We start from the raw sequence: 23,701 nt of genomic DNA, 5'->3' as shown, positions 1-23,701 counted from the left end.
TTGCTATGAATAGTAGCAAGATGCTTTTTTCTAGGCAATTTATTATGTAAATAATAATAATCTTGTTATAATAACTGAATGAAATCGTTCTCATAAAGTGAAACTTTAATCAATGGGGATTTTCTTTATCCCCACTGATTATTAGTTGAACCAATCGGGCTTTAACGAGCAGTTGACTCCTCACCTAATTTCTTAGCTTTCGCTGGATTTTGAGTTAGGAATCTTACTGCCCGTTAAAGCGGGACAAATGGAGGGGCAACATGAAAAAAATAGGTGTAGGGATTGTAGGATTTGGTTTTTCTAGTACGACATTTCATATCCCACTATTACAAACAATAGAAGAATATGATATTCGTGCTGTATTATCCTCAAAAGAAGAGGTAGTAAAAGAAACATTACCAAACGCTAATGTTGTTAGTACAATTGCTGAATTGGTGAAGCGAGCTGATGTTGACTTAGTTGTTATTACATCACCTAATACAACTCATTTTCCATATGTAAAAGAAGCAATTTTAAACGGTAAGCATGTTGTTGTAGAAAAACCATTTGTTGTTTCAATTGAAGAAGGGGAAGAGCTTATTTCATTAGCAGAGCAGCATAATGTAATGTTAAGCGTATATCATAATCGTCGTTTTGATAATGATTTCTTAACAATTAAGAAATTGTTAGGAGAAAACAGAGTAGGGAATGTATACGCATATGAATCAAATTTTGATCGTTTCCGTCCACATGTGCGTGATCGATGGAGAGAAAAAAATCTACCAGGTTCCGGTATATTATACGATTTAGGATCGCATTTAATTGACCAAGCGTTATCAATATTTGGAAAACCAGATGCGATAAGTGCAGATGTAATAAAACAACGACCAGGTGCAGAGGTGGATGATTATTTCCACATAGTACTGCATTACGGAGCTAAACGTGTCATTTTACGTAGTAGCAGTTATGTGAAAAAAGCTGGACCGCATTTTATAGTGCATGGAGAGAAAGGTTCTATCGTGAAGTACGGTATGGATTCGCAGGAAGAGCAATTAAAAAATGGAATGAAGCCAGGTGATAATGGTTATGGAGTAGACGATGAAGAGAATTTTGCTACTTTAGAAACAGAAGAAAGCTTAGAGCGCATTCCAACAGAAGTCGGTTGTTATGATAATTATTATAAAGGTGTACGAGATAGTATATTAAATGGTGAGAAACTACCTGTAACAGCAAAAGAAGGCTTAGATGTTATTAAACTGATTCAATTAGCGATTGAAAGCAGTGAAAAGGGTAGAGTCATTTCTATAAAATAAAAAAGACACGAAATTCGTGTCTTTTTTATTAGGAATATGTGAATATGATTAATTATTTAGTTTAGTCGTTTATCATACATTAATTGGATTTGTATGCCATAAGGATCTTCAATAATACCATATGCTTCACTAAATATATTTTTTTCTAGGGGAGAGATTATTTTCACATGCTTATCGGAAATTAAATTATTATAAAACCTTTGTATTTCTTCTAAATTAGCGCTTTGAATGCAAAGTGACATGTTATTTCCAACGTTATAACGTTCATTAGGCTTCATTGTATCTTCTGCTATCATTAGCTTTGTATTCCCAATTTGTAAAACAGAGTGAGCAATATGATCTTTATTTTCACTTTTAATTTTAAAAGAACTATCTCTTTTCGCCAGTTCTTCATACGTAACAACCATTAACTTTTTGGCTTCTAAATGACGTGTATAAAAGTTAATCGCCTCCTTTGCTTGCCCATTCATTGAAAGAAAAATAGCTATTTCTAATGTCATAAATATATAACTCCTTTATTAGTTGATAATTATAATATAGATTAAAAGGGTTTCAATACATGACACCTTTTTGGGAGGGAAATATGAAAAAAACGGAACGAATAAATGATATGCTTATTTTCTTAAATAATAAAAGATATTTTAATTTAAAAGATTTAATGGTTAGATATGATATTTCTAAAAGTACCGCTTTGCGAGATATTCAATCATTGGAAGAAATAGGTGTACCCATATATTCTGAATTGGGTAGAAATGGAAGTTATAAAATTATAGAAAATAGTGTTTTATCACCAATTTATTTTAGTGTGGATGAAATGTATGCCTTATATTTTTCAATTCTTACGCTAAATGGATACAAGACAAAACCATTTAATGTAGAAAGTATTGCGCTTGAAAATAAATTTAAACATGTATTACCTGATAATGTGAGTAAAAATATTTCAATTATGGAACGAACGCTTTCCTTTGAAGTAACAAATCATAGTAATTTTAGTCCGTTCTTAAAAGAAATTTTACAGGGGATTTTTGCTGAGCGAGTTTATCATTTAACATATTTAAAAAAAGGTGAGGAGAAAGCATTGGTTGCCCAATTTATTCGAATAGAATCTAAATTTGGCCAGTGGTATGCTAAAATCTTTAATTTTGAGACGAATAATGTTCAAATAATTAGATGTGATAAAATTCTTTCTATTGTGGAAACGAGCAATATTAATCCAAAAAATCTTGAAGAATTATTAAGTTATCTTACTACTTTTCACAGAAAGCCTGATGCAATTAATTTTAGCGTCATTGTTAATCAAAAAGGAAAAGACATTTTTGATAAAGAGAATTACCCTTCCATGAGGATGCAAAAGGAAAATGAAAATTACATTATAACAGGCTATTTTAACAAGCAAGAATTTGATTTTATTTCAAATTATTTTCTGAATTTCGGTGAAACGATTATTTCAATTCAGCCTGTTATGCTAAAAGAGTTAATCTATAATAAGGTGTTATCTATAAAGAAGCATTTAACTTCTTTAAGATAAAGTTAGTTTTAGACATTTTTTGATATGAAAAAGCCCTTGCGATTTAAATATCCAAAGGGCTTTTTGGTAATTCTATTTGTTCTTTAGAAAAATTATTTTTCTGGGACGGAGAGTCCATAAAAGAACATCGTAACGATATCTTGTATATGTTTTTCACGATCTCCTTCAAGAAGTTGTGCTCCAAATTCATCACCTAATTTTGTAAACATTTGAATGTAAAGTAACATCATTTCTTTAGTAAGGTGAGGATTAATTTCGTTTTTGCGCTGCGCTCGTTCTAATATTTCTAAATACCAGGGCAGGATTTTTTCATTTTGATAACTATAAATAAACTTCCGGAGTTCTTCGTCCCTTTGCATCATTTGTAGTAACATATCAGGTTGAAATAACCCGCCAGTATTCATTTTTCTTACAATCATTTTTTGCATCATATCATGAAAAGGTAATTTTTCTTCTGCAAGCTCTTTATAATATTGAAATTCAGATATGATAAATTCTTGTATAAGCTCCCTAAATAACGCATCTTTACTTCCGAAATGATTATAAATTGTAACTTGAGAAACGTTCGCTTCTTTTGCGATATGTTCTATTTTCACTTCATTAAATCCACGTTCTGAAAATAATACGAATGCTGCTTCTTTAATGGCACGTTTTTTCTTTTCTTTTACTCTTTCAAATCCGTTCAATGCAATCACCTCACTTAAAATATACAAGAAAAAATAATGGAAAACAATAATTTTGAAATATGGACTAATAAATATTTCAAAAAGTTGTTGCGAATATGAAAGATGAGGAGTACAATGATTTTGAAATATCACATATTAAATATTTCAAAAAATGAGGTGGAATTATGATTTCAGTTCAGGATGTCACAAAACAGTTTTTGAATGGAAAAGGTTTGTTTCATATTACATTTGATGTAAAAGAGGGAGAAGTATTCGGTTATTTAGGACCGAATGGTGCCGGGAAATCAACGACGATTCGTAATTTAATGGGATTTATAAAACCGACAGCTGGTAAAGCGACAATTTTTGGATTAGATTGTTGGAATGAAGCAGCGAAAATTCAAAGGGAAGTTGGTTATCTACCGGGTGAAATTTCTTTTATTGAAGGAATGAACGGATTAGAGTTTTTAAAATTAATGCAAGGAATGCGTGGATTAAAGGATACGAAAAGACGAGATGAACTGATAGATCGTCTGCAATTTGATGTGAAAACACCGATTCGCAAAATGTCTAAAGGAATGAAGCAAAAAGTGGGGATAGTTGCTGCATTTATGCACGATCCAGAGGTGTTAATTTTAGATGAACCAACATCTGGACTTGATCCACTTATGCAGCAAGTATTTATAGAATTAATATTAGAGGAAAAGCAAAGAGGAAAAACAATCTTAATGTCATCACATATTTTCACTGAAATTGAGCGTACGTGTGATCGAGTAGCGATTATTAAAGATGGTCGACTCGTAACGGTTGAAAATATTCACGATTTACAAAGTATGAGACGACAGGTAATAGATGTAACCGTATCATCGCAAGAAGAGATTGAATCTCTTACAAAGTGTAATTTGCAATTTGAAGTGGTAAAAGGTAGAGAGGCATCTATCATTGTACAAGGAAACTATCAAACTGTTTTACAAACAATTTCAAACTATAATGTAACGGCACTTCAAACGAGAGCGATGGATTTAGAACATTTATTTATGCATTATTACGATAAGAAAGAAGGGGTAACGCATGAATAAGCAATTATTTTTAGCTAGTTTGAAAGAAACACAAAAAAATATTTTGAGTTATGCGTTTGGTGCGGCTTTATATTTGTGGTTATTAATTTGGATATTCCCGTCAATGGTATCAGCGAAAGGGCTAAATGAACTAATAGCTGCCATGCCTGATAGTGTGAAAAAAATCGTTGGTATGGAAAGTCCGATTCAAAACGTAATGGATTTTTTAGCTGGTGAATACTATAGTCTATTGTTTATTATCATTTTAACAATTTTTTGTGTAACAGTTGCAACACATTTAATTGCTCGTCATGTAGATAAAGGAGCAATGGCATACTTGTTAGCAACACCTGTATCTAGAGTGGAAATTGCTATTACACAAGCTGCTGTTCTCATATTGGGACTTCTGATTATTGTATCTGTTACGTATGTAGCTGGGTTAGTAGGTGCAGAATGGTTTTTACAAGATAATAACTTAAATAAAGAATTATTTTTGAAGATAAATGTAGTCGGAGGGCTCATATTTTTAGTCGTTAGTGCGTATTCATTTTTCTTTTCTTGTATATGTAATGACGAAAGAAAGGCACTAAGTTATTCAGCGAGTTTAACTATCTTATTTTTCGTATTGGATATGGTAGGTAAATTAAGTGATAAGTTAGAGTGGATGAGAAGTCTATCATTATTCACGCTGTTTCATCCGAAAGAAATTGCTGAAGGAACGTATAATATATGGCCGGTAAGTATAGGTTTAACTGCTGGAGCACTTTGTATTTTCATAGTAGCAATTGTAGTTTTTAAGAAGAGGGATTTACCGTTGTAAAGTAGAAAGTCCACTGAGAAAGTGGGCTTTTTTTATTTGTAAATTAAATCTAGTATGTTTATTACATAACACTTATAAAGGATATTTATCTTTTTATTTACAAAAATATTCAAAAAAATGAACCTTTTCCTAGGTTCCTACGTCTAATACATGTAAAGTTAAATTTGAAGTGAGGATGAAACAGGAGGAGCAATTGTGAAAGTAATCCCTTTATATAAAATGATTATAAAAGAAGAAACCGATGTTTCTTTAGCGAAAAAAGGCGATCATGAAGCCTTTATAACGCTTATACATACAGAAAAAGTGAAGATGTATCGAATAGCAAAGGCGATGTTACGTGATGAGACAAATATAGAGGACGCGATACAGACAACAATTTTAAAAGCTTATGAAAATATAAAAAAACTAAAAAAAGAAGAGTTTTTTCAAACTTGGTTAATTCGAATTTTAATGAATGAGTGTAACAATATTATTAGAGCGTATAAAAATGTAATTGTGACAGAAGAGAATGATTACAATATGAGTGCGTGTGATCAGTATGAAGATGTAGATTTGTATAATGCGATTCAATCGTTACATGAAGAATTAAGAGCTGTTACGGTGCTTTATTACTATGAAGATATGAATCAAGATAGTATTGCGAAGCTGTTAGAAATACCGAAAGGAACAGTGAAATCAAGATTATCGCGTGCGAGGGAACAACTACAAAAACGATTAAAGATGGAATAGGGGGTGTAAAGGGTGGATAGTGAAAAATTATTTGAGGAGAAATTAAAAAAGAGAATAAAAAATGAAAATGTTATAGTACCTCCAGAGTTAAATGAGAAGATTAATGGTACACTACATAATCTTCAGGTAAAAAAGAAGAGTTACAAAATCCATATGATGATAATTAGTGCAGCGGTTTGTATACTTTCAGTGGTATCTATGTCTGAGTTTTCTATACAAAGTTTTGCGCAAAACGGTGGAGTATTTGAATATGTAAAGAAAAAAGCGTTTTCTGATTATGAAAATGAAGAAGAAATAAAATCAAATGTACATTATCCAGATAAAGAAAAGATTCATCAAAAGATGCTAGATTCTATTGATTATTTTAAAAATAGTTCAGGACAATTTGAGGAATATTCTAGCTCATCAAGAATTGCTACAACATATAAGTATGCAATTGATACGGAAAAACAAAGAGGTATCTCTTCGAAAGAAGATAAACTAGCGAAAAAACGAACAATTATATATAACGAGGGCAAGAAAAAAGAGTTTGATGATGAGAAGTATACCTATAAAGAGACAAAATGGAACCCGAAAGAAAGAAACAATGAATTATTAAAGTTAAATCCTACGGAAAGGTTATTGAGAAAATCAGGTGAAAAAAAGCGATATGATGATGAATATGTAGGACTAGCGAAATATAGTATTCAATCAGAATTCGCAGATTTGTTAATTCGATATAAAGATTGGAATTATAAAGAAACGAAATATCTTGGATTAGATTGTTACAAAATTGAAGGAGTCATCAATATAGAGATGCCTGTTAGCACCTCTGAAGATTTAAGAGGGAAATTCGAAATGGTTGTGGAGAAAAATACAGGGATTATGTTGAAATTTCTTAGTTTTCAAGAAGGCTTGATTCAATATTCACTTACGACAGAATGGATACAAATAGATAAGGGATTGAAAGAAAGTATGTTTCAAAAGGATAGCGCTAAATATGAAAAACATATTGGATGAATAGAAACAGGAGGAGAGTAAATGGGGAATCATTCATCTTTAAGAGAAGAGAAAAATAAGCAAAAATATAAAAAGAAAACGATAATAAGTTTATTACTAGCGGTATTGCTATTTGGTGGAATTGGCTATGGAGCCTATGTATATATGAAAACTTCTAGTCTCGTACAAAAATCTAATTTGAATTTAGCACGAGGTGAAAAATCCAATTTACGTGAGAAATCTGTAAAGCCAATTGCAAATCATGTTTCACTTTTAATTATGGGAATTGATGAAAATCAAGAACGACAAAAGGAGTATAATGGTGCATTTCATACAGATGCATTATTGTTAGCGACTTTTAATAAAGACGATAAAACAGTGAAATTAACGAGCATACCGCGTGATACATATACATACGTTCCAGTTGAAAAGAAAAAAGATAAAATAACCCATGCATATGGAAGTGGTTTCGTTAAAAATGGTAAAGATGGAGGACCGCAAGCTTCTGTGGAAGCGGTAGAAAAATTGTTACAAGTGCCCGTTGATTATTTTGTGAAATTTAATTTTGGTTCCTTTACTAAAATTGTTGATGGGTTAGATGGTATTGAAGTAGATGTCCCAGTTGAATTTACGGAGCAAAATAGTAAAGATGAACCTGATGCGATTCATTTGAAAAAAGGATTGCAAAAATTAAATGGGGAAGAAGCACTTGCACTAGCAAGAACGCGCCATATTGATAGTGATGCGATGAGAGGGCAGAGGCAACAACTTGTTATTGAATCGATTTTAAGTAAATTAAAAAGTGTAGGATCGATTACGAAGCTAGAAAAAATAGTTGAGGCAGTTGACGACGATTTTAAAACAAACTTAGTAATGGATGATATTTTATCTTTTTATAAATACGGTTTAAACGGTTCAGTTGAAAAAATACAACTAGCTGGTGATGATTTATATTTACCTAATGGTCCAAATGGGCAACGTGTATATTATTATAATCCTAATAAAAAAGATTTGCAGAGTTTGAGTAATACTCTTAGAACACATCTAGGGTTAAGTGAAAAGCAAATTGAGGAGAATTAAAGCAGACGTAATGTCTGCTTTTTATTGTGTATAATAGTATGTCATTTATTCTTAAATGTTATATACTATTTTCGAATTAAAGATAATAGTGTAACATAAAATTGTGGTTTAAGTTAAATAGCAAGGGGGCTATCACATAGAATAAATGTTATTGCTTAAAATAGTTTGGGAGAAATGAAAATACAGGGGAGTAGCAAAAATGAGAATTGCAAAGAATTTAACATTCCAAGTTATTGTGGCCATTATTTGTAGTATTGCAGTAGGGGCAATTTGGCCGAGTGTTGGACAACAAATGAAGCCAATTGGTGAAACATTCATCAATATGATTAAAATGGTTATTGCACCGATTATCTTTTTAACAATTGTGCTTGGTATTGCAAGTATGGGAAGTATGAAAAAGGTAGGCCGTGTTGGTGGGAAGGCACTATTATATTTTGAAATTGTTACAACAGCGGCTTTAATTATTGGTATCATCGTAGCGAATGTTGTGCGTCCCGGAGACGGATTAGATCCCTCAAAACTAAAGGGCGGAGATGTTTCGCAATATGTACAAAGCGGACAAGAAATGAAATGGATGGATTTCTTTTTACATATCGTGCCGTCTAACATGTTTGAAGCATTCGCCAAAGGTGATATTTTACAAGTTCTGTTCTTCTCCATTTTATTCGGCGCAGGGTTAACGATGTTAGGGAAAAATGGACAACCGGTTATTGACTTTTTTGAAAGATTATCGAAAGTATTTTTTAACATTTTATCAATTGTAATGAAATTAGCACCGGTTGGAGCATTCGGTGGGATGGCATTTACAATTGGGAAGTATGGTTTAAGCACGCTCATACCACTTGGCAAATTAATGATTTGTGTATATGCGGCAATGGCATTATTTGTTTTTATTGTTTTAAATTTTATTTGTAAACTGTACAAATTTAGTTTGTGGAAATATTTAGCTCACATTAAAGAAGAATTACTCATTGTTCTCGGGACATCGTCATCAGAATCAGTACTGCCGCGAATGATGACAAAGATGGAAGACTTGGGATGTTCGAAGCCAGTAGTAGGTTTAGTCATTCCGACAGGATACTCATTTAATTTAGATGGAACGACAATTTATTTATCGATGGCTACTATATTTTTAGCTCAAGTCTTTCATGTCGATCTTTCACTAGGTCAACAATTAACTATAATAGCTATTTTATTAGTTACATCTAAAGGTGCAGCAGCAGTAACTGGTGGAGGTTTTATTGTGCTAGCATCTACTTTATCTGCAATGAATGTTATCCCATTAGAAGGTTTAGCGCTATTACTTGGTGTAGATCGTTTCATGTCAGAAGCACGTGCTATCGTTAATTTAATTGGTAACGGTATTGCAACTGTAGTTGTTGCAAAAAGTGAAAATGAATTTGATGATGAGAAGTATACGAAAGTAATAGAGGAAATGAAAAGAGAAAAAATAGCCGGGTAAAAAGTCAGTTTTGCTGACTTTTTTTATTTTTGTAGGAAAGGAGTTTCTAAAAATATACATTATTTATTAACAAGAGCTCATAGATATTTAATGTGTAAATATGATAAATACCATTAAAGTGGTACATTTATATGAAAGAGAAATAGAATTTGAAGATCATATGGAATTTTTATGAATATTACTGTAAGAAAATAATTTTTTAAAAATTTTCAATAATAATACTTTACAAATTTTAAAAAATTAGTAGAATAAGAAGTAGTAAGAATCGTCTGATAAATATATAGAGAAAAACAGAATTATCAGAAAATTCTTGAATAGCTATCGTTTAGAATTAGGGAGGGTACAGAAAATGAAAAAGAAACAAATGAAAAAACTAACAGCAGTTGTAGCACCGGTTTTAGCAATGAGCATGGCGTTAACAGCATGTTCTACATCAGGTGGAGATAAGAAGACAAGCACAAATTCTAGCTCTGGTGGAGATAGTAAGTCAGGGGAAAAATTAGCAACGAAACAAGTGTTCAATAAAACAGAAAATCAGGAAATTCCAACAATGGATACGTCGAAGAGTACAGATACTTTGGGCTCTCAAATTTTAGGGAACACAATGGAAGGCTTATACCGTTTAGATAAAGAGAATAAACCAATCCCAGCTGCGGCAGAATCAAGCACGAAGAGTGAGGATGGTAAAAAATATACATTTAAATTACGTAAAGATGCAAAATGGTCAAATGGTGATCCTGTAACAGCGAAAGATTTCGTATTTGCATGGCAACGTTTATTAGATCCAAAAACAGCTGCTGAGTATGCATTCATTGCATTCCCAATTAAAAATGCAGAAGCGGTTAATAAAGGTGAAAAACCTGTAACAGAACTAGGAGTTAAAGCAGTAGATGACCTTACTTTAGAAGTTGAATTAGAACAAGCAGTACCATACTTCTTAAACTTAGTAGCATTCCCATCGTACTATCCATTAAATGAGAAATTTGTAAAAGAAAAAGGGGATAAATACGGTTTAGAATCTGATACAACTGTATATAATGGACCGTTCGTTCTTACTGATTGGAAGCATGAGCAAGGTTGGAAACTGAAGAAGAATGATCAATATTGGGATAAAAAGACTGTGAAATTAGATGAAATTAACTATAGTGTTGTAAAAGAGCCAGCAACTAATGTGAATTTATATGATAGTGGTCAAATTGATTTCTCCTTATTAACAGGTGAATTTGTTGACAAATATAGAAATAATAAAGAGGAATATGGGGTGTATAACGAACCAAGTACGTTCTTTATACGTTTAAACCAGAAACGTGGTGGACAAGATACACCATTAAAGAGCAAGAAATTACGTGAAGCAATTGCGCTATCAATTGATAAAAAGAATTTAACAAATGTTATTTTAAATGATGGGTCAAAACCTGCAGATTATTTAGTGCCGAAAGGCTTAGCAGCTGGACCTGATGGGAAAGACTTCCAAGAAACGTTTAAAAACGGTATTAAACCAGATGCGAAAAAAGCAGCTGCTGCATGGGAAGAAGCGAAAAAAGAACTTGGAAAAGATCAAGTTACAATTGAGTTTTTAAACTATGATACTGGTAATGCGAAAAAAGTTGGGGAATATGTAAAAGATCAAATTGAGAAAAACTTAAAAGGTGTAACAGTAAATATTAAACTGCAGCCGTTTAAACAAAAACTTAAATTAGAATCAGATCAAGATTATGATATTTCATATGGTGGATGGAGCCCAGATTATGCGGATCCAATGACATATTTAGATATGTTTGAAAGTAAGCACTCTCATAACCAAATGAGTTTCTCTGATCAGAAATATGATGAAATAATTAAAAAAGCTGGTGGGGAATTAATGAGTGATGCGAAGAAACGCTGGGAGGAACTAGGAAAAGCAGAGAAACTACTTCTTCAAGAAGATGTAGCTCTTGTACCTTTATATCAAAGTGCTAGATCTTATGTTATGAAACCGCATGTAAAAGGTGTTGTTAAGCATAATATTAGCCCAGAATACAGCTATAAGTGGGCATATGTAACTGAAAAATAATAGAGTTGAAAAAGCATTTAAAAGTGGCTTAGCTACTTTTAAATGCTTTTTTTGTGAGCTTAAAATACTAATTTTTAGTATGGTTAAATAGAGGAGAATAAGGTGTATAGTATGTACATATAGTAGATAGAAGATAAATCCTACTAAATAAAAAACAGAATATTTAAAATAAACCTATTTGCAATTACGGAAAAAAGAGTAGAATGACATTAGTTGTAATCTTCTAAAAAAAAGTCTTTAGTAAGGGGTCTCTCAAGGGTTGGTAATGTACATATAATTAGGGAGGGTACAAAAATGAAGAGAAAAAAATGAAAAAGTTAACGGCAGTTGTAATACCAGTTTTAGCGATGAGTGTTGCATTGACAGCATGTTCTGGATCAGGTGGGGAAAAGAAAACGACTACTACATCAAATAGTGGGGAAGAAAAAAATCTGATATTAAATATGCAGCGAAACAAGTATTAAATCGTACGGAAAACCAAGAAATTCCGACGATGGATACTTCTAAATCTACTGATACATTAGGTGCGCAAATTTTAGGGAACACGATGGAAGGCCTATATCGCCTTGATAAAGATAATAAGTCAATTCCTGCTGCGGCAGAGTCTAGTACGAAAAGCGAGGATGGCAAAAAATATACATTTAAACTACGTAAAGATGCAAAATGGTCAAACGGTGATCCTGTAACAGCGAAAGATTTCGTATATGGATGGCAACGCTTACTTGATAAAAATACAGCGGCAGAATATGCGTTTATCGCTTTCTATATTAAAAATGCAGAAGCAATTAATAAAGGTGAAAAACCTCTAACAGATTTAGGAGCAAAAGCGGTAGATGATTATACACTAGAAGTAGAATTAGAAAAGCCAGTACCGTATTTCTTGAATTTAATGGCATTCCCATCGTACTATCCTTTAAATGAAAAGTTCGTAAAAGAAAAAGGAGATAAGTTCGGTTTAGAAGCAGATACAACGTTGTATAACGGACCGTTCGTTATGTCTTCATGGAAACATGAACAAGGTTGGCAGCTAAAGAAAAATGATAAGTACTGGGATAAAAAGACTGTGAAATTAGAAGAAATTAACTATAGTGTAGTAAAAGAGGTTGCAACGAAAGTAAACTTATATGATACAGGATCAATTGATTTTACATTACTATCAGGAGAGTTTGTAGATAAATATAAATCGAACAAAGAAGAATATGGTGAGTATGCGGAATCAAGTACATTCTTCTTACGTTTAAATCAAAAACGTAACGGACAAGATACGCCTTTAAAGAGCAAAAAACTTCGTGAAGCAATTGCATTATCAGTTGATAAAAAAGGCTTAGCGAACGTTATTTTAAATAACGGTTCAAAAGCAACAGATCAATTAGTACCAAAAGGGCTTGCGACAGGTCCTTGTGGTAAAGATTACCAAGGTGCATTTAAAAATGGTCTAAAATATGATTCGAAAAAAGGTGCAGCAGCTTGGGAAGCAGCGGAAAAAGAACTTGGAAAAGATCAAGTTACAATTGAATTGCTAAGCTATGATGATGGAACTGCGAAAAAGATTGCTGACTATGTAAAAGATCAAATTGAGAAAAATTTAAAAGGTGTAACAATTAATACAAAAATTCAGCCGTTCAAACAAAAATTAAAATTAGAAACTGCGCAAGATTATGAAATTTCTTATGCAGGTTGGAGTCCAGACTATGCGGATCCAATGACATTTATTGATATGTTTGAATCGAAGAGCCCGTACAACCAAATGAGTTATTCAAATCCAAAATACGATGAAATGGTAGGAAAAGCAGGTAATGAATTAATGAGTGATGCGAAAAAACGCTGGGAAACGTTAGGGAAAGCTGAGAAATTATTCCTTGAAGAAGATGCAGGGTTAGTTCCTTTATATCAAACAGGAAGATCGTACGTAATGAAACCGAATGTAAAAGGAATTGTGAAACATAACATCAGTTCAGAATATAGCTTTAAGTGGGCGTATGTAACTGAGGATGGCGGAAAAAATAAAGTGAAATGCTTTTTAGTATGTATAAGGGAATAAATCTCGTTAGCCTATTGAGAATCGGATAGGTAATAAAGAAGGTTCTATCCGAGGAAATTAGAGAGGTCAGTAAGTAGTAAGAAAGATGAATGATAGTAAGAGACCTCATGCTAATAAGAAAAATATAGAACGTAGTAATAGAGTGGAATAAGGGAATGGATGTTTACATATAGTAGACGGGGGATAATTCATATAGTAGTTAAAACAACAAGTTACTATCATAAAAAAATAAATTTTTAGAAAATTTACAAAAATACTTTACAAAACTAGAAAAAACAGTAGAATATTAATTAATAAGAATTTTCTGATAACGAAAGTTAGTAGGGAATCTCTAAATGTTAATAGCGTACATATAATTGGGGAGGGTACAAAAATGAAGAGAAAAAAGATGAAAAAATTAACAGCGGTAGTAGCACCAGTTTTAGTAATGAGTATGGCATTAACAGCTTGCTCTGGATCTGGGGAAAAAGATAAAGCAAGCACAACACCAAAAAGCAGTGAAAAAGAAGGCGGAAAGCTAGCGGCGAAGCAAGTGCTTAATTTAACAGAGTCTCAAGAGATTCCATCTATGGACTCTGCTAAAGCGACAGACCAAGTATCGTTTCTCGCTTTAAACAACGTAATGGAAGGTTTGTATAGACTTGATAAAGATAATAAAGCAACACCAGGGGTTGCTGAATCATATAAAAAGAGTGATGATGGTAAAAAATATACATTTACATTGAATAAAAATGCAAAATGGTCAAATGGAGAGCCTGTAACAGCAAAAGATTTCGTATTCTCTTGGAAACGTGCGGTAGATAAAAATACAGCAGCAGAATATGCATACATTATGTTTGATTTAAAAAATGCACAAGCGATTAATGAAGGAAAAGCTGAGCTAGATACGTTAGGAGTAAAAGCTGTAGATGACTATACGTTAGAAGTAGAATTAGAAAATCCAGTTCCTTACTTTGTAGAATTAACTTCATTTGGAACATTTTATCCATTAAACGAGAAGTTTGTAAAAGAAAAAGGAGAAAAGTACGGTTTAGAAGCAGATACAACGTTATACAACGGACCATTTACATTAACAGACTGGAAACATGAAGAAGGTTGGAAGTTAAAGAAAAATGCACAATACTGGGATAATAAAACAGTTAAGTTGGAAGAAATTAACTTTAATGTGGTAAAAGATAGCGGTACACGTGTCAATTTATATGAAAGTGGACAAATTGATCGCTCAGGACTTACATCTGAATTTGTTGACAAATATAAATCAAGCCCCGATTTCTTTACACAAAAAACACCGTCAACGTACTTCTTACGCTTAAACCAAAAACGTGGTGGGCAAGATACAGTGCTAAAGAGCAAAGATTTACGTTTAGCGATTGCAAAAGCGTATGATAAAAAAGGCTTAACGAATGTAATTTTAAATGATGGTTCTACACCTGCAGATTACTTAGTACCAAAAGAATTTGCTAAGAGCCCAGATGGAAAAGACTTCCGTAAAGAAAATGGAGATATTTTAAAAACAGATGTGAAAAAGGCAAAAGAGCATTGGGAAAAAGCGAAAAAAGAACTTGGAAAAGATGCAATTACAGTAGAACTATTAAACTATGATGGTGATGGTGCGAAAAAAGTAGGAGAGTTCTTAAAAGGAGAACTTGAGAAAAACTTACCAGGCTTAACAGTGAATTTGAAAAACCAGCCATTTAAACAAAAGTTAAAATTAGAATCAGATCTAGATTATGATTTATCTTACGCTGGTTGGGGCCCTGACTACTTAGATCCAATGACGTTCATTGATATGTTCGTTACAAATGGGCCTCATAACCAAACAGGATATTCAAATCCTAAATATGATGAAATTGTGCAAAAAGGTAAAGGCGAGCTATTAACGAAAACGAAAGATCGTTGGGATAGCTTACTGAAAGCGGAGAAAATGTTACTGGAAGATGCAGCAATTGCACCATTATATCAACGTGGTGATGCAATTGTTCAAAGAGCAAAAGTAAAAGGAATTGTTCACCACCCAGTTGGTGGAGATTACAGCTACAAATGGGCATATATCGGTGAGGAAAAATAAGCTGAGGGGGCGCGTGATGCGCCCTTTTTTTATGCACTTTTCATTCTTCCTTGAATATATAAAATAAAAAAGGGAGAATCCCATGGAACGAAATACTTACATCGATTTCTTAGCTTATTACGGAATAGGAAGTGCTCATCCTGGTGGTTTTACGTTAACAAAACAATTGCTAGCACAACTGCCTCTTAGACAAGGAGCGGATGTCCTTGAGATAGGTTGTGGTACAGGGAAAACAGCGGCTTACATGACAAAAGAATTCGGTTATAAAGTAACAGCGGTTGAAAAGAATGAAATTATGATTCAAAAAGCGAAAGATAGATGGTTGTTTGAAAGATTGAATGTACAATTGATTCAAGGTGATGCAGAGCGATTACCTTGTTTAAATGATTCATTTGAGTTTGTGCTTGGGGAATCGATACTCGCTTTTACAGATAAAGAAAGGGTTATATCAGAGTGCTATCGTGTATTACAGAAGGATGGTAAGCTTGTTGTCATTGAAATGATTATTAATACACATATTGAGAAGAGTGAGGAAGAAAAAATTGCCCAATTATATGGCATGAAAGAATTATTAACTGAGAATGAGTGGGTACAACTATTTCAGAAAGCAAATTTCAAAAGAATTACAATTGCTGGCGGTGGTACAATTGCAGAAACGATATCTAGCTATATAGAAGAGCCGGAATGGAATGTATCAACATATATTCCGAATGAGTTATATGAGGCATGGGTACAGCATGAAAATGTACGGCTTATGTACCAACATATTTTAGGGCATCGTATTTTTATATGTGAAAAATAAAGAAAAAGAGTTGGCTAAAGGTAGTCAACTCTTTACTATGTTAAATGAAAAATAATGCAGCTAAAGTAATTCCGAAGATGAAACCAAATCCAAGTTCAACGCCCCAGCCACAACCGCCACCACAGCCGCCGCCACCACAATTACCGCAACCACGACCGCCACATCCACAGCTACTGAATCCACCACCGCAACCAAATCCGCAACTATCACACCTGCTAATGCCGCCGCAAAGATCACAACCACCGTTTGCATATGCGTCATAGTATCCGAATCCTGTATCAAAAGATGAGCGCTGTTGCATTGGTTCGATCCATACAGATTCATTTGTCACATCGATTATTTTGCCTAAATGAATGCGACCATCGCGATCTTCAATTCGAACAACTTTACCGAAATAACGTCGGCACGTATCATAACATCTTTGTCTATGCATGTTCTGTCCTCCTTCCCCCTTACAGTAATACGATATGTAAGGGGGACAAGTGCGGCTTGTACGAATGACCTACCTATCATAATTGTTATATGAAAGGGGAAATATAGAGAAAGGATATAGTAAGGAGGGAAAGGCAATGAAATCTACAGATCAGTTTCAAACATACGAAGTACCGTGGAAAGAATTTATAGAAGCATTGCGAGATGAAATGAAGAAACAAGTAGGAGCGGATATTATTGATACAGTAGTTTGCAATTTAGAGGATGGATTTGAAGTGTATACATATATACAGGGGGATTTAGAGTTTGAATATAAAGAAGCGCTTGAAAGAAAATACGGAAGTGATGCTAAGACTCCTAATTTGTTAACAATTATGCTATTAGCCAGCATTTATAATACGAGTGAAGCGAATATACGCTTACATGCAGATAACAAAGATAATCCAATTGTTGAAGTATATGTGAAGCAATGAAACACGCTGTGAAAGGCGTGTTTTTTATTTGTATGATAAAATATTAGAAAATTGAGAAAGAAGGTGGAGGATTGGGAATTAAACATCTTAATTTAACAGTTACAGATGTAACAGCATCTAGAGAGTTTTTAGAGAGGTATTTTGGTTTAATTTGTAGTGGAACAAGGGGGAATGCCTTTGTAGTTATGCGTGATAATGATGGATTTATACTAACTTTAATGAAGGGAAAAGAAGTTCAGTATCCAAAAACATTTCATGTAGGATTTCCACAAGGAAGTGAAGAACAAGTAGATAAGATAAATCAAAGATTGAAGAAAGATGGATTTTTGGTGGAGCCTCCTAAGCATGCCCATGCATATACATTTTACGTTGAAGCACCTGGTGGATTTACAATTGAAGTAATGTGCTAATTAAAAAATCAAACTTTTTGTTGTGTGTTTTTAATATGAAAAGTAGGAAAAGTCTGTTTTAAGTATGAAGCTTAGACAGGCTTTTTTGCTTATATAATTGGATAGAAAATGCTATAAAGAATATTACCAAGTGTATATATATGTTTACATAATAAAGTTATGGTGGGTTAGTTGTCCTAAAATACAAGTCATATATCTTGTTTCCTCTCATAAATTTAAACATAGGAATTTGTCTACAAAGGTGGCGAAGCCTCATCATGAAAATTCGAATTTGTGCCACATTCATGTTGTTTCTATTTATATGGTTACATCCTTATTGGACTTTTGCAAAAGGAGAGGAGGCAAAGGAAAGGGTCGTTTCACTTGTATATGATGATTCGGGCAGCATGAGAAATAACGATCGCTGGAAATATGCCAATTACGCTTTGCAAAGTTTAGTTGCGCTATTAGATGAAAAAGATACATTTTCTTATGTTCCAATGAGCAAGCCGAATAATCCGTTAAACATTTCGTTAACGAAGGATAAAAGGCAAACAGAAATTGAAGGAATTGGAGCGTGGAAAACGTATTTAAATACTCCTTTTAGCGCAGTAGAGACGGCGATGCAATCTATAAAAAAGGAAGCAGATATAGATGGAAAACGTGAATTTTGGCTTATTGTATTAACTGACGGGGCATTTAATGATCTAGAAAAAGATAAAGTTGGCGGAAAAGAACAAATTACACAGAAATTAGCCCAGTTTAAGAAAGAAATGGATGCAAAAAAGATATCGTTACATCCAGTCTTAATTACGATGGAAGAAGATTTAGGACAACAAGAAAAAGAACAACTAAATACGTTCAAGGAAATATGGAAGAAAGAGATAAACGGAGTTACGATGCCGTCAAGCGGAGAGGATGGCATTGTAAAAAGTGTAAATCAAGTGGCAGCATTAGTTGCGAATCGTGATCCATTCTCCTCCGTTGAATCGATTGTAAAAACGAAAGTAGTAGGAAAGAAAGTAGAGATTACAACGCCGTTCCCATTAAAGCGTATGACGCTTGTACGACAATCGCCTTCGCTGTCTAATTATCAGGTCACACAAATTTCGAAACCATTACAGTTACAGTCTTCTTTTTCCATACATGCACCCGGAGAAGCGAAATTATTTGGAAATATAGTTCATATAAGCACGGAAAATCAGGAAGTCATTAAACCAGGAACATATACGATAGAAGTGGATCGGGATATTGAGAAAGAAGGATTGCAAGTACTTGTTGAACCAGCGCTTAACTATACGGTTTCTACTTATGACAAAGATGATAATAGTCAAAAAAATGTTGAACAAATGTACGAAGGTGTTACTGCTGTTATTGAAGCAAAGCCTACTGAGTTACCAATTCAGTCTTCTTACTTTCAAGCAGAAGTAGAAATAGACGGAAAACAATATCCGATGAAGTGGAACGATAAGAGGCATGTGTTTTATTACGAAACGAAGATTGGTAAAGGGTTAGTACGTGGAAAAGTTCATATGAATATAAAGGGATTTTACAGACAGACGAAAGAATTCAAAATTGAAACAACAGAAAAGCCAAAATTATCACTTCAAACTGTTACGAAAGATTATGAAGAAAAAGTAACGAATTTAGAGAATAGTAAACCGTTTATTTTACAACCAAAGTTAGATGGTAAGCCGATGACAGAAGGGGCTGTAAAGAAACTATTAAAATCTACTGGTGTCACATCTAAACAATCAATCAACTATGAAATAAAACAACGTGGTAATCAAATTTACGTTTATCCTCGTCCTTATTACTCCGACACATTCAATTTCACAGATACTGGCACCGTAGAAGCTACCATCGTTATACAAGATGCGAAATTACAAGAAGTAAAGAAGCAAATATCACTCCATATTCAAAGTGCGCCGTTTTATGAAAAGTATGCGCTTATTTTTAAGTTTGTCATTCCTATCACTTTATTGCTGCTAGTAGTAGGCATAATCGTTTTAGGATGGATTGTTCGTCCAAGATTTCACCGGAAAGCGCTATTGTATTACGAATGGGATCAAGAAGTAGCGAAAGATTGGTTATATCAATCTGAACCAGAATTACTTCGAAATAAATGGTGGAAACATTATTTTGGTATCCCATTTCGAGCAGAAAGAAAAACTGTGCAATCCGTTACGTTTATAGCCAAGAAAGGTTCGAAATCTGTCTTTGTAGCGAAAGAGTCACAAGTAGTAGGAATGATTATTGATGGGATGTTTATAACAGAGGAAGAAGTAGGAATGGAGCATAAGACACTATATCCAAATGAACTTTTACTAATTGATAGAGGATATGGTAAGGAGATTTACAAATACGAATGTGAATAGTAGATAGGGAAAAGAAGGGGATGGAGTATTGATTCTCTTTCCCTTTTTTCAAACAAGCAAGAATAGGAAGGTGGTTCACATGACATTACAAGTTCCAACAATATTAATTGGTTTAGGTGGGATCGGTAGTACTGTGACGCATCAAATATATGAAAAACTGCCTGAAGAGCGCCGAAAAAAGGTAGCAATGCACGTATTTGATACAGATGTGAATACTTTGAGTAAATTTGATCATATTCGAAAGTTTAAGACACAAACAAGTTCTAGTAAAACGCCTAGGGAGTATATTGCGGGAGATCCAACGATTCCAGAGTGGTTTCCGATGGATCCGACTATACTTGATAAACCATTAACAGAAGGAGCAGGACAGTTACGTGTCATTTCACGTTTAGCGTTACGTGCTGCGATGAAAGAAGATAAATTGACCTCTTTTTGGCAAGAAATCGAGAAAATTTTTCCTGTTACAAGTGATCAAACAGAATATGGTGTGCGTGTCATTATAGTAACATCACTAGCAGGCGGAACAGGTTCGGGGATGTTTCTACAAATTGCATTATATTTACGTGAAATGCTTCGGAAAAAATTGCAGCATCATAACATTTTAATACGCGGTGCGTTTTTAATGCCTGATGTTTTAGTAAAGACGAGAACAGTTAGTGCGAAAGAGTTTGAGACGGTGCAAGCAAACGGATATGCATCGTTAAAAGAATTACATGCTATTACGCTCGGTTCTACTGGAGAATTATCAAAACGCGGCGGGGTAACAATTGAATTAGAGTATCGCCCTGATCAAGTAGATGAAGACGGAAGAACGAATCATACAATTAAACAACATCATTTACCGTACAATTATTGTTTCTTATACGACTACGAAAACCTACATGGACACCATTTGCACAATTTATCAGATTATATGGAGCAAATGGCAAATACAATTTATTTACAGTTATTTAGCCCGATGTCTACAAGTCATTTTGCACAGGAAGACAATCAAATTCAGCAATTAGCAGAATCAAGCGGAAAAGGACGATATTGCGGGGCAGGAACGGCAAAACTCATTTATCCGTATGAGCATGTGTTAAAATATTGTGCTTTAAAATGGGCTGTGCAAGGTTTAGATGAATCGTGGCTTCATTTAGATCAACTGTTTCAAGAGAAGAAGCAAAGATATGACCAAGATGTAAAACGTGGGATGCAGCGTGAAAAGCCGGAGAGAGGTAAAAGTTATTTAGAGGACTTGGAACATCTTGCTACCCGTCCAGAGCAAGCTCATATTTTCTATAGACAAATGTACAATGAAACGCGTGAAGGAGCAGAGGGTGGTAAGCTCGGAGTTGCGAAATCAAAACTGTTTTTAGAAGCTGTAGAAAGTTATGTACAACGCACGGTGCAAAAAGATGAGGAATTAAATCGTCTGCAACATGAGTGTAAAATTTCAGCTGCGAAGCTGAAAATGATGGAACAAATGAAAGGTGAAGTGGCAAGAGTGGATCATGCGGTGCGTTTATATGCGTATGCGATTCCGAGCCGTGTACATGAACATGTAACGACACTTTTATATGACATGATTGAATCAGACCGCTTTTCACCAAGTGGTTCTGAAGGGCAGTCCTATCAACTAAATACATGGTTTTTAAAGAAAACAGATCCAGTTCACCCAGTAGCAGCACGTTTTATGTTATATGAAATTCGAAAGCAGTTAGTAGAAAAAATGAATCGACTACATGAAAATAATGAACAAAAGCGTAATGTAATTCAAAACTACGATAAAAAATTTAATGTGGGTAATATCGATGGAACGGTAACGGCTGTACGCCGAGTAGAAATTGCTCAACAACAAGGCTGGTTTGGAAAAATGATTAATAATCAGCAACGTTTATTCAAAAGAGAATTTGAAGACATCGTAACGCAATATGTACACAAATTAAATGAATATCGAAAAGAAATGCTATTAGAACTTGTGTATCAATCGCTATATCAAACAGTTAATAAAATGATTCAATATTGGGAAAGGTTTTTTGATAATTTACATGAAACACGTGAAAATTTATTGTTTGAAATCCAAAAGCGCAGTAAGGAATTTGAAGGGAAAACAAACCCGACGAATGTATATGTATTAGCTGAGGAACAGCTGCAAGAAAAGATATGGCAAGATATGCAGCAACATTTAAATTTAGGTGTACTACCGAAAGATATATCAGCGGAAATTTATATGAGTTTGTACGGGGAATATTGTCGTGATGCGAAAACAGAAGAGATTCAGTCGAAAAAGGTAGAGGATTTCTACCGAGAACATATACTGAGCTATTGTTATGACGAACTGCAAGTACGCTATCGTGATAAATTAGAACTGAATATCATTGAGGCGTTGCGAAAAGAAGCGGATTATAAGAAACGTGATCGCGATGAATACGTTCGTGAAAAAATTGAAGACCTGTTCCATTTAGCGAGTCCATTCGTTCCGAAAGTTGCTCATCATAGGGAATTACAATATTGGGGTATACATCCTTCTTTAAAGAAAGAGCTGCAAGAGGAATTAATTCAAGAAATGTTTAAAGAAAAAGATACAGTACATGAAGCCTTTTCGCCATTTGAAGTGATCTGTTATCGAGCACATTACGGCTTATCGCTGCAAGACTTTCCTAAATTATCATCAGGACATATTTCAAACGGATTTATGAATGATAAAGGTGACTATTTCCAATCGTATTATCGCCGTGTAAACAAATTAAATAGTAAAAAATCTAGTTTAACGCCGCATTTAGATAAGTATTGGCACTTACCAGCCTTTATGCCAGATTTAAACGCGACTCAAACAAAATTAGATTATGATAAATGTAATCGTGCATTACTATACGCATATATGTATCGCTGGATTAGTTTAGTTGCTGTTGATGGACAGTTTGTGTATCAATATAACGGTGTGGGACGTAGCTTTTTAATTCAGTCGATGGGGAAAAATATTTCAAGCGAAAGTTATAAATTACACAGAGCATTGCTTCATAATCCGTTTATTTATGAAAACATCTTGTCACGATTTGAAGAAGAGCAAGAAAAGGCGATGATACAAGGTGGACATTTATATACACATCCGTTCGTATTAGGAGCCCAAGATGTAAGATGGCTTAGAAAAGAACATGTCCACAATCTTTTAGACATGATTTTAATGTATGACCGTGAAGCGAAGTATGATCCGACGTTAGAAGAAACATCAGATGAATTATTAAGACTATTCCTTGATGAAATCGAGTTGTATTTCCAGAACTATTACGGTACAGGTGCCGATATGGTGGCAAAGAAAGAGAAAGAAATGTTTATTAAACAATTGTGGGATCGCTCGCATGCAAAAGGATATGTAGATCCAAATAGCGCTCCGTATAAAAAATGGCAAAATTTATTAAGTGTTCAAGATGAAGAAGAAACGCCAAAAACGAATGTATAATGAATGAAAAG

18 protein-coding genes and 1 pseudogene are annotated in these 23,701 nt (G+C 33.9%); 16 read left to right on the top strand and 3 right to left on the bottom strand.

Annotation, left to right across the window (positions count from 1 at the left end):
* Window positions 1–260: 260 nt before the first annotated feature.
* Window positions 261–1,292, top strand: coding sequence for an oxidoreductase (locus DOS87_RS20175; protein ID WP_000719754.1), 1,032 nt, complete (start codon window positions 261–263; stop codon window positions 1,290–1,292).
* A gap of 56 nt (window positions 1,293–1,348) precedes the next feature.
* On the opposite strand, the gene DOS87_RS20170 is transcribed toward DOS87_RS20175, so the two are convergent.
* Complete coding sequence (locus tag DOS87_RS20170; protein WP_000171340.1) at window positions 1,349–1,792, bottom strand: VOC family protein; 444 nt, start codon at window positions 1,790–1,792, stop codon at window positions 1,349–1,351.
* Between the two features lie 59 nt (window positions 1,793–1,851).
* On the opposite strand from DOS87_RS20170, the gene DOS87_RS20165 reads away from it, so the two are divergent.
* Window positions 1,852–2,820 carry a helix-turn-helix transcriptional regulator gene (locus tag DOS87_RS20165; protein ID WP_000187494.1) on the top strand — a complete coding sequence of 323 codons (969 nt, stop codon included), beginning with the start codon at window positions 1,852–1,854 and terminating at the stop codon, window positions 2,818–2,820.
* A 92-nt stretch (window positions 2,821–2,912) separates the two neighbouring features.
* On the opposite strand, the gene DOS87_RS20160 is transcribed toward DOS87_RS20165, so the two are convergent.
* The gene (locus tag DOS87_RS20160; RefSeq protein ID WP_003309799.1) at window positions 2,913–3,515 is read right to left on the bottom strand and encodes a TetR/AcrR family transcriptional regulator; all 603 of its coding nucleotides are present in this window, start codon (window positions 3,513–3,515) and stop codon (window positions 2,913–2,915) included.
* A 155-nt stretch (window positions 3,516–3,670) separates the two neighbouring features.
* On the opposite strand from DOS87_RS20160, the gene DOS87_RS20155 reads away from it, so the two are divergent.
* The 10 genes and pseudogenes from DOS87_RS20155 (at window position 3,671) to DOS87_RS20105 (ending at window position 16,576) form a co-directional block, all read left to right on the top strand.
* On the top strand, window positions 3,671–4,564 hold the full coding sequence (locus DOS87_RS20155; RefSeq protein WP_000626558.1) for an ABC transporter ATP-binding protein: 894 nt from the start codon (window positions 3,671–3,673) through the stop codon (window positions 4,562–4,564).
* The gene (locus DOS87_RS20150) at window positions 4,557–5,363 is read left to right on the top strand and encodes an ABC transporter permease subunit (RefSeq protein WP_001041417.1); all 807 of its coding nucleotides are present in this window, start codon (window positions 4,557–4,559) and stop codon (window positions 5,361–5,363) included. Before DOS87_RS20155 ends, DOS87_RS20150 begins: the two co-directional genes overlap by 8 nt.
* A 195-nt stretch (window positions 5,364–5,558) precedes the next feature.
* Complete coding sequence (locus tag DOS87_RS20145; protein ID WP_086397401.1) at window positions 5,559–6,092, top strand: RNA polymerase sigma factor; 534 nt, start codon at window positions 5,559–5,561, stop codon at window positions 6,090–6,092.
* A gap of 12 nt (window positions 6,093–6,104) precedes the next feature.
* Window positions 6,105–7,091, top strand: coding sequence for an anti-sigma factor (locus DOS87_RS20140; RefSeq protein ID WP_098577925.1), 987 nt, complete (start codon window positions 6,105–6,107; stop codon window positions 7,089–7,091).
* 21 nt (window positions 7,092–7,112) lie between these two features.
* Window positions 7,113–8,150, top strand: a complete 1,038-nt coding sequence (locus DOS87_RS20135; protein ID WP_000526731.1) for an LCP family protein — start codon at window positions 7,113–7,115, stop codon at window positions 8,148–8,150.
* A 199-nt stretch (window positions 8,151–8,349) separates the two neighbouring features.
* Entirely contained in the window at window positions 8,350–9,612 is a 1,263-nt protein-coding gene (locus DOS87_RS20130; protein WP_098577924.1) for a dicarboxylate/amino acid:cation symporter, read from the top strand.
* 349 nt (window positions 9,613–9,961) lie between these two features.
* Window positions 9,962–11,665 carry a peptide ABC transporter substrate-binding protein gene (locus DOS87_RS20125; RefSeq protein WP_000730154.1) on the top strand — a complete coding sequence of 568 codons (1,704 nt, stop codon included), beginning with the start codon at window positions 9,962–9,964 and terminating at the stop codon, window positions 11,663–11,665.
* Between the two features lie 308 nt (window positions 11,666–11,973).
* A pseudogene (locus tag DOS87_RS20115) lies at window positions 11,974–13,706 on the top strand (peptide ABC transporter substrate-binding protein).
* A gap of 373 nt (window positions 13,707–14,079) precedes the next feature.
* Window positions 14,080–15,774 carry a peptide ABC transporter substrate-binding protein gene (locus DOS87_RS20110; RefSeq protein ID WP_000823460.1) on the top strand — a complete coding sequence of 565 codons (1,695 nt, stop codon included), beginning with the start codon at window positions 14,080–14,082 and terminating at the stop codon, window positions 15,772–15,774.
* Window positions 15,775–15,856: 82 nt separating this feature from the next.
* Complete coding sequence (locus tag DOS87_RS20105; protein WP_000440865.1) at window positions 15,857–16,576, top strand: class I SAM-dependent methyltransferase; 720 nt, start codon at window positions 15,857–15,859, stop codon at window positions 16,574–16,576.
* Between the two features lie 40 nt (window positions 16,577–16,616).
* Here DOS87_RS20105 and DOS87_RS20100 read toward each other — a convergent pair whose 3' ends face one another.
* The gene (locus tag DOS87_RS20100) at window positions 16,617–17,009 is read right to left on the bottom strand and encodes a hypothetical protein (RefSeq protein ID WP_000555008.1); all 393 of its coding nucleotides are present in this window, start codon (window positions 17,007–17,009) and stop codon (window positions 16,617–16,619) included.
* Between the two features lie 136 nt (window positions 17,010–17,145).
* Between DOS87_RS20100 and DOS87_RS20095 the strand changes: the two genes are divergently transcribed.
* The 4 genes from DOS87_RS20095 (at window position 17,146) to DOS87_RS20080 (ending at window position 23,690) form a co-directional block, all read left to right on the top strand.
* Window positions 17,146–17,481 carry a hypothetical protein gene (locus tag DOS87_RS20095; RefSeq protein WP_000842916.1) on the top strand — a complete coding sequence of 112 codons (336 nt, stop codon included), beginning with the start codon at window positions 17,146–17,148 and terminating at the stop codon, window positions 17,479–17,481.
* Window positions 17,482–17,552: 71 nt separating this feature from the next.
* Window positions 17,553–17,891, top strand: coding sequence for a VOC family protein (locus DOS87_RS20090; RefSeq protein WP_000511532.1), 339 nt, complete (start codon window positions 17,553–17,555; stop codon window positions 17,889–17,891).
* A 257-nt stretch (window positions 17,892–18,148) separates the two neighbouring features.
* The gene (locus tag DOS87_RS20085) at window positions 18,149–20,248 is read left to right on the top strand and encodes a vWA domain-containing protein (RefSeq protein ID WP_079245820.1); all 2,100 of its coding nucleotides are present in this window, start codon (window positions 18,149–18,151) and stop codon (window positions 20,246–20,248) included.
* A gap of 79 nt (window positions 20,249–20,327) precedes the next feature.
* Window positions 20,328–23,690: a tubulin-like doman-containing protein gene (locus DOS87_RS20080; protein ID WP_000175112.1), complete on the top strand. Its 3,363-nt coding sequence runs from the start codon at window positions 20,328–20,330 to the stop codon at window positions 23,688–23,690.
* The last annotated feature ends 11 nt before the right edge of the window (window positions 23,691–23,701 follow it).

Origin of the sequence: Bacillus sp. CR71, assembly GCF_003429245.1 — a bacterium.
Taxonomy (GTDB): Bacteria; Bacillota; Bacilli; order Bacillales; family Bacillaceae_G; genus Bacillus_A; species Bacillus_A thuringiensis_S.
This window is presented reverse-complemented; position numbering and strand designations above follow the sequence as displayed.